Consider the following 15268-nt stretch of genomic DNA (forward strand, 5'->3'; position numbering starts at 1 on the left):
ATGGCGGGTCTCTACGACGAACTGCTGGTCGCCCTTCACGGCATATGGACCCGGCGCTGGCTGGCGCTGGCCGTGGCATGGGGCGTGTGCATGCTGGGCTGGCTGGGCATTGCCCTGGTGCCCAACAGCTATGAGAGCAAGGCGCGCGTCTATGTGAACACGCAGTCGCTCTTGCAGGACAAGGTCGGCATCACGCAGGTCCAGTCGCAGCAGGATCTGGACCGCGTGCGCCAGACGCTGGCGAGCACGGCGAATCTGGAGCGGGTGGTCAAGGAAACCGACCTCAACCAGACGATCAGCGGCCCGCGCGACATTGCGGCCAAGATCACGGCGCTTCGCGAAGGCATCACGGTGATGGCGCAGGCTGACCCGAGCATGATCGACATCAGCGCCAAGTCGGCGGATTCCAGCCTGTCGGACGGCGCCAATGCGCGGATCGCGCAGCAGGCGGTGCAGAAGCTGATCGAGATATTCCAGGAAACCAACCTGTCCTCAGATCGGGTCGAGACCAGGCAGAGCCTTGCCTTCCTCGACCAGCAGATCGCGCAGCGCGGGCGTCAGCTTGCCGCCGCCGAGCAGCGCCGTGTCGAGTTCGAGCAGCGCTATGCGGGGATGCTGCCGGGTGCGGGGTCCATCGGCCAGCGCATGGACGCGGCGCGGATGGAGATCAACAACATCGAATCGCAGCTGGTGCAGGCGTCGAGCGCGCTGAGCGCCATGAACGGTCAGCTTGCCGGTACGCCGCAAGTGCTGCCGGGCGTCGGCGCGTCGGGCGGCCCATCCGCGCTCGCGCAGGCACAGGCGGACCTGGCCGGTATGCGTGCGCGGGGTTGGACCAATGACCATCCCGACGTGATAGCGGCCCAGCGGCAGGTCGATGCGCTGCGGCGGCAGGGTGGCGGTAGCGGTGGGGCGGCTGGCTCGCCCAACCCGGCTTATCTGTCGATTAAGTCGATGCAGGCGGACCGCGCGGCGACGGTCCAGGCGCTGCAGACGCGCAAGGCGCAGCTTCAGGCTGACTTGAACGCCATGTCCTCACGCCAGACCGATGAACCGGGCCTTGCCGCCGAGCAGGAAAAGCTCGACCGCGACTATGAGGTGCTGAAGACCCAATATGACAAGCTGCTGGCCGACCGGGAGGACGTGCGCCTGCGCGGCGACGTGAAGACCGAGACGGGCTCTGTCCAGTTCCGCGTCATCAATCCGCCGAGCGCACCCACCGCGCCGGTCGCGCCAAACCGGCCGCTGTTGCTGCTGGGTGTGCTGATCGTCGGCATCGGTGCTGGCGTCGGCACCGCCTTTGCAATGGGGCAGCTCAAGGGCAGCTTCCCGACGGCGGCACGGCTGGAGCGGGCGGTCGGCCTGCCGGTCATCGGATCGATCACGCAGACGGTGAGCGCCGCGCAGAGGGCGGTCGAAAAGCAGCGGTTCAAATGGTTTGCCGGTGCGAGCGGGGGGCTGGCGGCGCTGTGCGTGCTGTTGATCCTCGTCGAATTCATCCAGCGCGGCATGGCCTGAGGAGCGGGACAATGAACAAGCATAGCTCGCTGTCCAAGGGTTCGCTGATCGAGCGGGCGACGGAGATCTACGATTTCAGCGCGGCCTTGCAGGGGCGTGCTGCTCCGGCGGTCGAGGTGCCTGCGGATGAGCCCATGCCGCCCGTGGTGGAGGTCGCCCGGCCGGTGACGCCGGATGCAGGACATCGCGCGCCGGATTGGCGCGGGCCGGTGCACAGCATCGATCGGATCACGCTCGGCGAAAATGGCTGGCTGGTGCCCGATGGGCCGGTGACGGCGATCAGCGAGGAATTTCGGCTGCTGAAGCGCGATCTTCTCGCGCAGTTGGGCGATGATCCACGCGGCAATCGCGTACTTGTCTGCTCAGCGCATAGTGGGGAGGGCAAGAGCTTCTGCGCGATCAACCTGGCGCTTAGCCTGGCAGCGGAGAAGGACCGGGAAATCCTGCTGGTCGATGCCGACTTTGGCAAGCCCGGCATTCCCGAGGCGCTCGGGCTGACGAGCGGGCCAGGATTGATGGACGGCATCGTCGATCCGTCGATCGCGATCGAGGATTGCGTGATCCGTACTGACATTCCGTCTCTTGCCGTGCTGCCCGCGGGACAGCGCAGCAACAATGATACCGAATATCTTGCGTCCGCGCGGACGGAAATGCTGCTTAGCCGTCTGACCGAGGGACGGCCGGACCGGATCATCCTGTTCGATTCGCCGCCTCTGCTTGCGGCATCGGCCGGTGCCGTGCTGGCGAGCCATGCCGCCATAGCCCTGTTGGTGGTGCGTGCTGACCAGACCAGCGAAAGCGCGCTACGCGACGCGGCAGGCATGCTGAAAGCCGCGGGCCAGGTGCAACTGCTGCTGAACGGCGTCACCTTCTCGGCCACGGGCCGCCGCTTTGGCAGCTATTACGGCAAGGGGAGCGACGACGCATGATGTTGCGTACTTCCCTGGCGTTGCTGGGCGCGGTAGCGCTGGCTGCGTCGCCTGTCCTGGCGCAGGAGCGGAAGGTCGATGTCACGCCTTATCTGGGCGTCGACCAGACCGTGCTCGTGCCGCTGAAAGGCGGCGGCGATGTCTTGACCTACACCAATGTGACGGCGGGACTGACCGCGCAATTGCAGACGCGCCGGGTCGAGGCGGTCGCAGATATTCAATATAATCACAGCTTCGGCTGGGGGCGTGAGGCCAGCGATCAGGATGTGATCAGCGGCATCATTTCGGGCCAGTATCTGGTCTCGCCGGGGCTGACGCTCAATGCGGGGGCGCTTGCCACGCGCATTCGCACCGATGGCCTGTCGGGTGCGGCGACGTTGAACGACAGCCAGACGAGCCAGGTCTATGCAGGCTATGTCGGCCCATCCTACGCGTCATCCTTCGGCGACATCGACGTCACTGCCTCCTATCGCCTTGGCTATGCGCGGGTCGACGAAGATGTGAATGCCGACTTTGCCGGGGCGTCCGCTGCGGGCTCTTTCGCAGACTCCGTGACCCATAGCCTGGCTGGTTCGGTCGGCGTGGCACCGGGTGTCTGGCTGCCGATCGGCATCGTGGCCAGCGCCGGATATGACCGGGAGGATGCGAGCGAACTTGATCAGCGGTTCGAGGATGCTTGGGGCCGCGTGGACGCTACCCTCCCTGTGTCGCCGACCGTCGCGATCGCCGGTGGCGTCGGCTATGAGAGGATCAAGATCAGCCAGCGCTCGCCCGAATTGGATGTGAGCGGCGTGCCCATCATCCGCAACGGCCGCTATGTCACTGACGACAGTTCGCCACGCGCGCTCATCTACGATTTTGACGACATCATCTGGGACGTGGGCGTGCTTTGGCGGCCCAGTCACCGCACCTCGCTGGAGGCGCGTGTCGGCGAGCGCTATGGCGGCATGACCTATAGCGGCAGCTTCGTCTGGCAGGGCCGGGGACAGTCCTTCGCGCTGGTGGTGTTCGACGGCATCGACAGCTTCGGGCGGATCATCACGTCGAATGTCGCGGCGGTGTCGGGCAGCAGCCTGAATGTCGTCCGCAACCCCTTCACGGGCGACTTCACCGGCTGCGCCTTTTCGCAAAGCGGGGGAGGGCAGTGCTTCAACGATGCGTTGGCCGGAGTCACGGACGCGAACTTCCGCTATCGGGGTGTCGCTGCGCAATATGCGGCGCAGCGCGGTCCTTGGGGCGTTGGCCTCGGCCTTGGCTATTCGCAGCGCAAGTTCGTGACGCCTTCGGGCCAGACCGTGTTCGTGCGTAGGACGCGGGACCAGAACTGGTATGGCACGGCATCGCTCAGCTATGTCATCGACAGCCGGTCCAGCCTGGATAGCGCCATTTACGCCAATTATTTCGATGCGAGCGGCGCGCGGCTCGACGTGCTGAACCTGGGCGCGTTCACCAGCTACAACCGCCTCATCAACCGCAATCTTCAGGCATCCGCTTCGCTTGGGCTCGACAGCGCCAAGGCGGACGATCTGGATGCCGTCATCAACGCCATGGGCCAGGTCGGCCTGCGGTACAGCTTCTAATCGCGTCCGGAGACAAGAGATGTACGACCAGTTCTACGGATTTGAGGGCCGCCCATTCCAGCTGACCCCCGATCCGCATTTCTATTTCGAAAGCGCGACGCACAGGAAGGCGCTGTCCTATCTGGGCTATGGCCTGGCACAGGGCGAAGGCTTCATCGTCATTACGGGCGACATCGGCGCGGGCAAGACCACGCTGGTCGGACATCTGATGGCGACGATCGACCCGGCGCGGCTGACCGCCGTAAAGATCGTGTCGACGCAGGTGGGCGGCGACGACATGCTGCGCTTGACGGCGCAGAGCTTTGGCTTGCCGACCGAGGACATGCCCAAGGCACAGATTTTGCGGCAGATCGAAGCCTTCCTGCATGGGCAGGCGCGGGCGGGACGACGGTCCTTGCTGATCGTGGACGAGGCGCAGAACCTGTCCGTTTCGGCCATCGAAGAGCTGCGCATGCTGTCCAACTTCCAGTTGGGCGGACAGTCTTTGTTGCAGATATTCCTGCTCGGGCAGCCGGAATTTCGCGACCTGCTGAAATCGGCCCAGTTGGAGCAGTTGCGCCAGCGCGTGATCGCGACTCATCATCTCGATCCGATGCAGCCCGAGGAGATCGAGCCTTATATCCTGCATCGCCTGTCCATCGTCGGGTGGAATGGCGATCCGCATTTCACCCCCGATGCCTTCGCGGCGATTTATGCCGCGACCGGGGGTGTCCCGCGCCGGGTCAATGTGCTCGCTAGCCGTGTGCTGCTGTTGGGAGCGCTTGACCAGTTGTCGGAGATCGATGCGGCAGCGGTGCAGGCGGTGATCGAAGATATGGGAGCGGACAGCGACGCGGCCGTGCAGCCGATGCCGTCATCCGTGCTGGATCGCGCGGAGGAAGCGCCTGCTGCGGCACCCGCTGCTGCGGCTGTGGCATCGCAGGCGGAACCTGCGCGCGAGACATTGCGCGCTGAACTCAATGCGCTGCGGTCGCGCCAGCCCGAGCCTACGCCTGCGTTGATGGACGAGATTGCCGGGCTGCGTGCTGACGTCGAGGCGCTCCGGCTTGAGCAGACCACCATGCAGACGGTCGATCCCGAGGCGCTGAAGGATTGTTTCACCCTGATCGAGGAGCGGCTTTCCGCACTGGAATTCCGTGTCGGTGAGCAGGACACGGCGCTGCGCCGCGTGCTGACGCTGCTGGTGGACTGGGTCGAACGTGAACAGCGGATGGGCGACGCGCCGCACAGCGCTGCCGCCTGACCGCGATCATGGTGCTGAATGCCCTGTCGGTCGATGTGGAGGACTGGTTCCATGTCGGCGCCTTTGAGCAGACGATCAGCCGGTCTTCGTGGGACGGACTGACGCACCGGGTTGAGCGCAACACGGATGCCGTGCTGGCCCTGTTCGCCGAAGCAGGAGTCAGCGCGACTTTCTTCACGCTTGGCTGGGTGGCGGAGCGCTATCCCGCGTTGATGCGGCGGATCGCGGAGGCGGGGCATGAAGTGGCGAGCCATGGCTATGACCACGCGCGCGTCTTCACATTGAGCCCGGAAGCGTTCCGCGCCGATTTGCGACGGTCGCGCGCGCTGTTGGAGGATGCCAGCGGGCAGCGCGTCATCGGCTATCGCGCGCCGAGCTTTTCGATCGATCATCGCACGCCCTGGGCACATGGCATATTGGCGGAGGAAGGCTACCGCTATTCGAGCAGCGTCGCGCCGATCCGGCATGACCATTATGGCTGGCCTGAATCGCCGCGCTTTGCCTGGCGGCCGGTGGCGGGGCAGGATTTGCTTGAGCTGCCAGTGACGACAGCCGAGTTTGGCGGTCGGCGGCTCGCGGCTGGCGGCGGAGGGTTTTTCCGGCTGCTGCCTTATGGCTTTTCGCGCTGGGCGATCCGGCAAGTGAATGGGCGGGAGCAACGGCCTGCGATCCTCTATTTCCATCCGTGGGAGATCGATCCCGATCAGCCGTGCGTCGCCGGAGCACCGCTCAGGTCGCGGCTGCGCCATTACAGCAACCTGTCGGTCATGGCGGACAAGTTGCGCCGACTGACCGCTGATTTTGCCTGGACGCGGGTGGATGCGCTGGTCGCTCGCGAGGCGGAGCGCGCGGCATGAGGCTGGATGGTGGGGCCGGTGTGGGCGTGGTCGCGCTAGACCTGGATGATGCGGCACAGGTTGCTGCGGCGGATGCCTTCATGAAGGGCAGCGCGAACGGAACGCCCTTCCATCGGCCCGCCTGGATCAAGGCCATCGAGCGGGGGACGGGCAACCGTGCATATATGCTGGCCGCAGTGGCTTCGTCCGGGCAGATTGCTGGACTTCTGCCGCTCACGCATATGAAGAGCCGCCTATTTGGGGAGGCTTTGGTGTCTTCGGGCTTTGCCGTCGACGGCGGGATATTGGCTAGCGATCCTGCCATCCATTCGGCACTTGCTTGCGCAGCTGAAGGGCTCGCGCGCGATCGCCGGATCGGTTCGGTCGAACTGCGTGGGGGCTCGTCGCCGGCCGAGGCTTGGAGCGTGCACGAAGGAAGTCATCTCGGCTTCGTCCGGCCGATCGCGCCGGATGATGAGGCGGAACTGCTCGCCGTGCCGCGCAAGCACCGTGCGGAACTGCGCAAGGCACTGGCTAATCCGGCGCTGCGGGTCGAGGTGGGGCGGGACCAACGTCTCGCGCAGGCACATTATGATGTTTATGCGCAGAGCGTGCGTAATCTCGGGACGCCGGTCTTTCCCAAACGCCTGTTTCGCGAAGTGCTGGCGGCGTTCGGCGAGGACGCGGATATTTTGATCGTTTATGAAGGCGACCGGCCGGTTTCGGGAGTGCTGACGCTTTACCATCAGGGGCGGGTCATGCCCTTTTGGGGCGGCGGTGTCGCCGATGCGCGCCGGCTGCGTTCCAACGAACTGATGTATTATCGGCTGATGAGCCACGGGCGGACGCGCGGCATGCGCATCTTCGATTTCGGGCGATCCAAGACGGGGAGCGGGCAGGCCGCATGGAAGAAGAGCTTCGGTTTCGATCCCGTGCCGCTCGCCTATCACAGCTGGTCGGCAACGGGCGAACGGCGCGATATAAACCCCAATAGCGCGCATTATCAGCGCCGCGTGGAGATGTGGAAGAAGCTGCCGCTGCCCATCGCCAACCTGATCGGGCCGTTGATCTCTCGGGGGCTGGGATGACGGGCGAGATCCTCTTCCTTTGCCACCGCATTCCTTTTCCGCCCGATCGGGGCGACAAGATCCGTTCCTACCACATATTGAGGCGGCTTGCGGAGATCGGGCCTGTGCATGTCGGCTGCTTTGCCGATGATGATCGCGATCTGAGCTTCGCACCGGCCATGGCTGACATGACGGCGAGCCAGTGCGTGCTGAAGCGGGACCGGTCCCGCGTCATGGCTGGGCTTGCCGGGCTTGCGAAGCGGCAGTCGATGCTGGTGTCCCTGTTCGATGACCCGCGCCTGCATCGATGGGTGCGGAAGACTTTAGCGGAGCGGCCGATTGCGGCCGTGATGGGATATTCGGTGCAGATGGCGCATTTCGTGCCCGATCTTCCGGAGGGCGTCCGCTTCGTCATGGACTTTGTCGATTTCGACTCCGCCAAATATGCGAGCTATGGCGCGGCAGGCGGCGGGCCCACGGGGTGGATCAACCGGCGCGAAGGACGCGTGCTGCTTGAGTTTGAGCGTGCCACAGCCGCACGCGCCGACATCAGCGCTTTTGTGAGCGAAGCGGAGGCCGCGCTGTTCCGGGCCGCGAGCGGCCTCGACACGGTGCGCGTCGCCGGGATGGATAATGGCGTTGCGCTGGAATATTTCGATCCGGCGGCAGATTTCGACCCGGTCCCCAAGCCTGGCAGCCCACTCATCGTGTTCACAGGACAAATGGACTATCGGCCAAATATCGAGGCGGTGGAGAGCTTCGCGCGCGACAGCTTGCCGGCCTTGCGGGTCCGGCATCCTGAAGCTTGCTTTGCCATTGTCGGGCGCAATCCCTCTCCGCAGGTGAGCGCCTTGTCTCAACTCCCCGGAGTCGTCGTGACCGGTGCGGTGCCCGATGTTCGTGGCTGGCTGGCGGCGGCGGATATCGTGGTCGCGCCGCTGCGGATCGCTCGCGGAATACAGAATAAGGTGCTGGAGGCGATGGCCATGGCGCGGCCGATCGTCGCGTCACCGCAAGCAGCCGAAGGCATCGACGCGCAGGACGGAGTGCATTTTCTCATCGCGGCTGATCCTCTCGAAGAGGTTGACAGCATTTGCGCGCTGCTTGCCGATCCCGAACGTGCCCGGCGGCTGGGCGACGCTGCCCGCTCGCGCGTAGAGCAACGTTACAGGTGGGACGAAACGCTGAAGGACTTGCCGGAGATGCTGTTCGGCCCTTTGCCCGCCAAGGGTATCCTTGCCGCGTGACCGACGGGACGTTGCCCCTGCCGCAAATGCGTAGCGTCGGCGTCGAAGGCTGGCGAGGGCATCTCGCCGCGCTGGGCGTCGTGGCGTTGCTGATCCTGACGCTCTTTCATCGCGACGTGGCGGGGATGGTATCGATCTGGTGGAACGCCTCCACTTTCGGCCATTGCCTCTTCATTCCGTTCCTGATCGCATGGCTGGTGCAGCAGAGACTTCCCGGTTTGCGACAGCTTCGGCCTGTCGCCTGGGCCCCCGGATTGCTCTGGATGGCGTTGGGCGCATTCGCCTGGCTACTTGGAGCGGCGGCGGGCGTAGCGTTGTTCCGCCATGCCGCGATCATCCTGATGTTGCAGGGCAGCGTGGTCACGCTGCTAGGCCCTGCCGTGGCGAGAGCGCTGCTATTCCCTCTTTTCTATGCCTTCTTCATGATTCCGGTGGGGGAGGAACTGGTCGCGCCGCTGCAATTGATCACGGCGCGGCTCTGCATGGTCTTTCTCGGGATCGTCGGCGTTCCCGCGCATCTGGACGGCATCTTCATAACGACGCCGGCCGGATATTTCCGGGTGGCGGAAGCCTGTTCGGGCGCAAAGTTCGTAATCGCCATGACCGCCTATGGCGTGCTGGTCTGCAATGTCTGCTTTTCAAGCTGGGTGCGCCGTATCCTCTTCCTGGTGGGCGCGCTGCTGCTGGCCGTTCTGGCCAATGGCCTGCGAGCCTTCGCGACCATATGGGTGGCGCATCTGACGAGCATCGAGACCGCAGTTGGCTTTGACCATGTCATATATGGCTGGGTCTTCTTTGCGATCATCATGGTTGTGACGATGGCGGTGGCGTGGCCATTCTTCGATCGACGGCCGGGCGGGCCATGGTTCGATCCCGCCAAGTTTCGCGCTACCACCCGCGGCCGCCTTCCGCTCATCGTCGCAGGCGGTACGGCTAGCGCGTTGGTGCTGGCCCCGCCCGTTTGGCTGATAGTGAGCGCGGCGGCGAGCAAGCCGCTGCCCGCTGCGCCGCTCCTGCCTCCGGTCAAGGATTGGGTTCTGACTCCCGCCGCGCCCAGCTACCCTTGGAGGCCGCGATTTGATGGAGCGGACTATCTTGTCCTTGGCCGCTACCGGAATCCGGCGGGAGAGGTGGTTGACCTCGCCATCGCCACTTTCGATCGGCAGGATGAAGGGCGCGAGCTTGTCGGCTTCGCTCAGGGCGTGGTCGATCCCGATCAGCGCTGGTCATGGTCGTCCCCTGCGCCCGCTCCCGCGAATGGCCGGGGCGAGCAGATCACTGCACCTGGCCCTGTGGTCCGCCACGCGGTCAGCTTTTACAAGGTCGGAAACGCCGCTGTGACGGGCAGCGCGCCGCGCGTGAAGATCGACACGATGTTCGCCCGGCTGCTTGGCCGCGATCAGCGAGCGGCTGCCATCATCGTTTCGGCCGAAGAGAGGCAGGGCAAGCCCGCTGATCCCGCCATCGCCCTGTTCCTGCAAGACATTGGCGATGTGAAGGATTTGGCTGACCGCAGCCTCGGCATCCGCTAAAGCCCGTTCGCATGTGCGGGGTAGCGGGCATCTTCCATCTTGAAACGGCCAAGCCGGTCGATCCGGCGCGGGTGCGCGCCATGCTGGACGTCATGCCGCATCGCGGGCCGGACGGCAGCGGTATTTGGACAGCGCCGGGCGTGGGGCTGGGGCATGTGCGCCTTTCGATTATCGACCTTGGCGGGGGGGCACAGCCGATGCTGACCGAGGACGAGAGCCTTGCCGTCACGTTCAACGGAGAAATTTACAATTTTGCCGAGGTTCGCGCCGAACTTGAGGCGAAAGGCCATGTGTTCCGCACCGACAGCGATACCGAAGTCATCCTCCACGGCTATCGCCAATGGGGCGAGGCCTGTGTCGAGCGCTTCCATGGGATGTTCGTCTTTGCCCTGTTCGACGCGCGGGCGCAGTCGCTTTGGCTGGTGCGCGATCGGCTGGGGGTGAAGCCTCTCCATTATGCCCAGCTTTCGGATGGCAGCTTGATCTTTGGATCGGAATTGAAGAGCCTTCTTGCCCATCCGTTGCTGCGCCGCGCACCCGATCTGGCGGCGGTCGAAGATTTCATGGCCTATGGCTATGTGCCCGACGACGCGTGCATCGTTGCAGGCGTGCGCAAGCTGGGGGCGGGGCATACCCTGCGGCTGGTACGCGGGCGGCCCGTGCCGCAGCCGCAACGCTATTGGGACGTGAGCTTCGCCGAACGCAGCAAAGCGAGGCCAGAGGCTCTTGAGGAGGAACTGGTCGCCCTTATGCGGCAGGCGGTCCGATCGCGGATGGTGTCCGATGTGCCGCTGGGCGCCTTCCTGTCCGGTGGGGTGGACAGTTCCAGCGTCGTGGCGCTGATGGCAGAGGCTTCCAACCAGGCGGTGAAGACCTGCACCATCGGCTTCGATGTCGCGAGCCTGGACGAAAGCGCTTATGCCGACCGGATCGCCCGGCGCTTTGCCACAGATCACCGCATGAGGATCGTGTCGCCTGACGATTATGGTCTGATCGATACGCTTGCCTTTCATTTCGACGAACCTTTTGCTGATGCTTCCGCGCTGCCTACCTACCGGGTGTGCGAACTGGCGCGGGAGAAGGTGACGGTGGCCTTGTCAGGCGACGGCGCGGACGAAGCCTTTGCCGGATATCGCCGCCATCGGTTTCAAATGCAGGGGGAGCGGGTGCGCGCGCTTATCCCCGCATCGGTTCGCGAACCGCTGTTCGGCACGTTGGGCCGCTGGTATCCCAAGGCCGATTGGGCGCCTCGATCGCTGCGGGCGAAGTCCACCTTCCTTGAATTGGCAGGCGAGGGGAGCGAAGCCTATGCGGCGTCCGTCAGCGTTACCCCCCATGCTCTTCGCCAGAAGCTGTTCAGCCAGGACATGCGGAGCCGACTGGGAGCCTATCGGGCGGAGGACCGCTATGTCCGCGCGATGGCGCAGGCGCCCGCGCGTGACCCCTTGGACCGGGCGCAATATGCCGACATTCATATCTGGCTGCCCGGCGACATACTGACCAAGACCGACAGGATGAGCATGGCCGTGGGGCTGGAGGCGCGTGAGCCATTGCTCGATCATCGGCTGGTGGAGTTCGCCGCCCGCCTGCCGGTGGCCCAGCGGATCAGGGGCAACAGTGGCAAATATCTGATGAAGAAGGCGATGGAGCCTTACCTGCCCCACGACATTCTCTATCGTCAGAAAATGGGGTTCGTCACGCCGATCAGCAGCTGGTTTCGGGGGGCTTTGGCGGGTGAGGCGAGCGCAATCGCTGGCGGATCGGCGCTTGCCCGGACGGGCTGGTTCGATGCCAAGGCGCTGGGGCGCATCGCGGCCGATCACAAGGCCGGAATGGCGGATCATGGTCGCCTGCTTTGGCAATTACTGATGCTGGACAAGTCGCTCGCCCGTTTGTTCGGGCTCTGACCGCCGCGCAGACGGTTGGCGACACGGGCCCTTCATGCAAAACCTTGCATGCAAGTCATACCGGTGCCAACGGAGCGGGCGGGTCAAGGGCAAGCAAGGACGCAAGTGACAGTTTCGAAGGAAATCGTTCGGGCGCGACTTTATCTGCTGTGCCTCCTTGGAGACCTGGCGGGGCTGTTCCTGTCTTTCCTGCTGGCGAACTGGTTCGTGCTCGGCGCGCTGCTCGGCGAGCCGGGGAAGCCGCATGGTCTGGTCATGTTCGCCATGGTAGCGCCGCTCTACATCTTGCTGGCGGTGCAAGGCGGTGCTTACGGCATTCATATGCTGGACGACATCCGGCGTGGCATCTTTCGCGGGCTGCTGGCCTTGGCGCAAGCGGCCTTGCTGATGCTGCTGGTGGTCTATCTCGGCAAGATCGCTGAACAGCTTTCCCGTTTGACCTTCATCACCGGCCTTGGCTTTTCCGCCGTCAGCGTGGCGCTGGTGCGCCTGGCGATTGCCCGGCTTGGGGCTCGTTTGCTGGGCGAGGTGCCGCATCTCACTGCCGTCATCCGGGATGGCGTGGACATCGAGACTGGCGCGCACATGGAAGTGATCGACGCTGCTGCCGCGAACCTGCGTCCTGGCCGCCACGATGCCGACATGGCGGCACGACTGGCGGCGGCTGTCGGCATGGCGGAGCGCGTGATCGTCGCATGCCCGATGGAGCGGATGAGTGACTGGTCGGTTGCGCTCAAATCTCTTTCCGCGCGCGGGGAAATCGTGGTCCCGGAACTGCTGCGCTTCGCCCCGGCGCGCGTGGATGAGTTCGACGGCCAACCGACCATCATCGTTGCTGGCGGTCCCTTCCAGTTCCGCGACCGCATCATCAAGCGGATTTTCGACATCATCGTCGCGACTGTCGCGACCATCATCATGTCGCCAGTACTGATTACGGCCGCACTGGCGGTGAAACTGACCAGTCCCGGTCCGATCCTCTTCAAGCAGCCGCGCATCGGGCGCGATGCCCGGCCGTTCAGCATCTACAAGTTCCGGTCGATGCGGATCGAGGCGGCCGATCACAATGCAGACAAGCTGACGGCGCGTGACGACGATCGGGTGACGCCGGTCGGGCGTTTCCTGCGCCGTACCAGCATCGATGAACTGCCGCAGCTGTTCAATGTGCTGCGCGGCGACATGAGCATCGTGGGACCGCGTCCCCATGCCGCGGCGGCCAAGGCGGGCGACAGCCTTTATTGGGAAGTCGATGAGCGCTATTGGGAGCGGCATTGCATCAAACCCGGCATGACCGGCCTTGCCCAGGTTCGCGGCCATCGCGGATCGACCGACCATCATCAGGACTTGATCGACCGGCTCCAGTCGGACCTTGAATATGTGACGAAATGGTCGATCTGGCGCGACCTGCGGATCATCGTCGCGACCATCGGCGTGCTCGTGCATCACAAGGCCTATTGATGAGTGCGCTGGACCTGACCCTTTTGCTTATCCTTTTCGCCTCCATCGTGGCGCTGCTTTGGCCGTTTCTGTTCTATCCGCTGATCCTGCGCGCTCTGCCTACTAAGCCGGAGGCACTCCGAGCGGGCGCTGCCCCCTCGGCTTCGCTGCTTTTCTGCGCCTATAACGAGGCTGCGGCGATGCCCGAGAAGCTGGCCAACCTCGCAATGTTGAAGTGCCTCCATCCAGACCTGGAGATCCTGGCTTTCGATGATGGATCGTCCGATGAAACGGCGGCCCTGATCGCCGCAGAGGGCGATCTGGTCACGCTGATCCAGGGACCGGGTCGCAGTGGGAAGGCGCATGGCATGAAGCAACTGGCGGCGCGCGCTACAGGTGACGTCCTGATCTTCACGGACGCCAATGTGATGTTGGATGAACGAGCGATCGGCAATCTTCTCGCCCGCTATGCCGATCCGCAGGTCGGTGGGGTGCTCGGCTCGCTGCACTATGTTGGTGAAGGGGACAGCGCGACGGCGTCGGTGGGTTCGCTCTATTGGCGGATCGAGGAGCGTTTGAAGGACGAGGAATCGCGCACCGGCAATGTGCTGGGCGCGGACGGATCGATCTTTTCCATCCGTCGCAGCCTCTATCCCGTCTTCCCCGATAGCGTGCTTGATGACCTGACGGTGTCGATGGCGGTGGTTTTTGCGGGGGCGCGTTTGGTCAAGGCCAGGGATGTTATCGCCAGGGAAAGGCTGGTTGCGGGCAGAGGCGATGAATATCGTCGGAAGGTCCGCATTGCCGCACGGGCCTGGCACACGCATCAGCATCTTCGGCCTGAGCTTCGGCGCATGGGGGCGCTCGACCGTTTCAAATATGCGTCGCGCAAGATCATCAGGTGGTTCGGGGGCGTGTTCATCCTGACCGGTGGGCTTGCGGCCTTGTCGCTAGCGTTGAGAATATCCCCTCTGCTGGCGCTTGCCGCGGCGCTCTTCGCCTTGCTTCTGCTGATGCTCGGAATGCGGGCCAGGTCGGGCCCAATAGCCGCTCTGACAGACATTCTCATCGCTTATGCGGCCACGCTTCAGGGGGTGATAAAGGCCATGTCGGGCCGCACCGTCACCATCTGGAATCCCGCCAAGTCACGCTGATCCCTCTCGCCAAAGGCCGGGCATGATGTATAGGCCCTCCCAATGCTGATCGGAGCCAAGGCGTGATTACTTTCCAGCGGGTGGCAAAGGCCGCCGGCAAGCATCTGACCCGGACCATGCTCGTCTTGCGCAAGGCGATTGGCGCGCGCGCCAATCGGGCGTGCACGGCTTGCGGCCAGTCGGTCGTCGGCTTCTTCCGCTATGGCGACAATGCGGAATGGGGTTGCCCCAACTGTGGCGCCTCGCCACGCGAGCGGCTGATGAACCATCTGATCGCGGAAAAGACTCTCACGGTCCCGGAACAAGGCGCCATTCTGCACATGGCGCCAAATGAAGGCAGCCTGGTCCGTCGCTTTTCGACCGCCGCCGACTATGTGCCAGCCGACCTTGATCCGGCGCGCTATTCCGTTCCGGGCATGCGCCGCGTTGACCTGATGGCGCTGGCCGATGCGGACCGCTATGACCTGTTCTACGCCAGCCATGTCATGGAGCATGTGCCGGACGATCAAGCCGTCCTGCGCAATATCTATCGCGCGCTTAAACCGGGTGGTGAAGCCTGGCTGATCGTGCCGTTGTGGGACAAGCCGACCGAGGACGGCAGTTTCGACATCCCGCCGCGTGAACGGGAACGGCGATTTGGTCAGTGGGACCATGTTCGCCAATATGGGCTCGATTTCGCTGATCGCATCCGGGATGCGGGGTTCCAGCTGGAAGAGATCGACGCAAGCGGCATCGATGCCGACACACGTCATTTCTTCGCGCTCGACGATCGCCTGTTCCGCGCCCGCAAGCCGGTGGGAAGCACCGCGGGGTGAGCGCGC

12 protein-coding genes are annotated in these 15268 nt (G+C 64.2%); all 12 read left to right on the forward strand.

Going from position 1 to position 15268, the window contains the following annotated elements; genetic code table 11:
* The 12 genes from NCHOL11_RS05545 to NCHOL11_RS05600 all read left to right on the forward strand — a co-directional run bounded on the left by NCHOL11_RS05545 (position 1) and on the right by NCHOL11_RS05600 (position 15262).
* A complete protein-coding gene (locus tag NCHOL11_RS05545; protein ID WP_097091423.1) occupies positions 1-1518 on the forward strand; it encodes an XrtA system polysaccharide chain length determinant in 1518 nt (505 codons plus the stop codon).
* 11 nt (positions 1519-1529) lie between these two features.
* Positions 1530-2447 (forward strand): AAA family ATPase, encoded by a 918-nt coding sequence (locus NCHOL11_RS05550; RefSeq protein WP_097091424.1) that lies wholly within the window; start codon positions 1530-1532, stop codon positions 2445-2447.
* Positions 2447-4027: a hypothetical protein gene (locus tag NCHOL11_RS05555; protein WP_441339470.1), complete on the forward strand. Its 1581-nt coding sequence runs from the start codon at positions 2447-2449 to the stop codon at positions 4025-4027. The genes NCHOL11_RS05550 and NCHOL11_RS05555 overlap by 1 nt, the downstream gene beginning before the upstream one ends.
* A 19-nt stretch (positions 4028-4046) precedes the next feature.
* Complete coding sequence (locus tag NCHOL11_RS05560; RefSeq protein ID WP_097091426.1) at positions 4047-5270, forward strand: XrtA/PEP-CTERM system-associated ATPase; 1224 nt, start codon at positions 4047-4049, stop codon at positions 5268-5270.
* 8 nt (positions 5271-5278) lie between these two features.
* Positions 5279-6127, forward strand: a complete 849-nt coding sequence (locus NCHOL11_RS05565; protein ID WP_097091427.1) for an XrtA system polysaccharide deacetylase — start codon at positions 5279-5281, stop codon at positions 6125-6127.
* On the forward strand, positions 6124-7194 hold the full coding sequence (locus NCHOL11_RS05570; RefSeq protein WP_097091428.1) for a FemAB family XrtA/PEP-CTERM system-associated protein: 1071 nt from the start codon (positions 6124-6126) through the stop codon (positions 7192-7194). The genes NCHOL11_RS05565 and NCHOL11_RS05570 overlap by 4 nt, the downstream gene beginning before the upstream one ends.
* Positions 7191-8420, forward strand: a complete 1230-nt coding sequence (locus tag NCHOL11_RS05575; RefSeq protein ID WP_097091429.1) for a TIGR03087 family PEP-CTERM/XrtA system glycosyltransferase — start codon at positions 7191-7193, stop codon at positions 8418-8420. The genes NCHOL11_RS05570 and NCHOL11_RS05575 overlap by 4 nt, the downstream gene beginning before the upstream one ends.
* 26 nt (positions 8421-8446) lie before the next feature.
* Positions 8447-9952 (forward strand): exosortase A, encoded by a 1506-nt coding sequence (gene xrtA, locus NCHOL11_RS05580; RefSeq protein ID WP_097091430.1) that lies wholly within the window; start codon positions 8447-8449, stop codon positions 9950-9952.
* Between the two features lie 11 nt (positions 9953-9963).
* Positions 9964-11859 (forward strand): XrtA/PEP-CTERM system amidotransferase, encoded by a 1896-nt coding sequence (locus NCHOL11_RS05585; protein ID WP_097091431.1) that lies wholly within the window; start codon positions 9964-9966, stop codon positions 11857-11859.
* Between the two features lie 105 nt (positions 11860-11964).
* Positions 11965-13314: an exopolysaccharide biosynthesis polyprenyl glycosylphosphotransferase gene (locus tag NCHOL11_RS05590; protein WP_441339471.1), complete on the forward strand. Its 1350-nt coding sequence runs from the start codon at positions 11965-11967 to the stop codon at positions 13312-13314.
* On the forward strand, positions 13314-14447 hold the full coding sequence (locus NCHOL11_RS05595; protein ID WP_097091433.1) for a glycosyltransferase: 1134 nt from the start codon (positions 13314-13316) through the stop codon (positions 14445-14447). Before NCHOL11_RS05590 ends, NCHOL11_RS05595 begins: the two co-directional genes overlap by 1 nt.
* Before the next feature lie 62 nt (positions 14448-14509).
* Positions 14510-15262 carry a class I SAM-dependent methyltransferase gene (locus NCHOL11_RS05600; RefSeq protein ID WP_097091434.1) on the forward strand — a complete coding sequence of 251 codons (753 nt, stop codon included), beginning with the start codon at positions 14510-14512 and terminating at the stop codon, positions 15260-15262.
* Positions 15263-15268 lie beyond the last annotated feature (6 nt).

It is taken from the genome of Novosphingobium sp. Chol11 (assembly GCF_900218065.1).
GTDB classification, from domain to species: Bacteria; Pseudomonadota; Alphaproteobacteria; order Sphingomonadales; family Sphingomonadaceae; genus Sphingobium; species Sphingobium agri.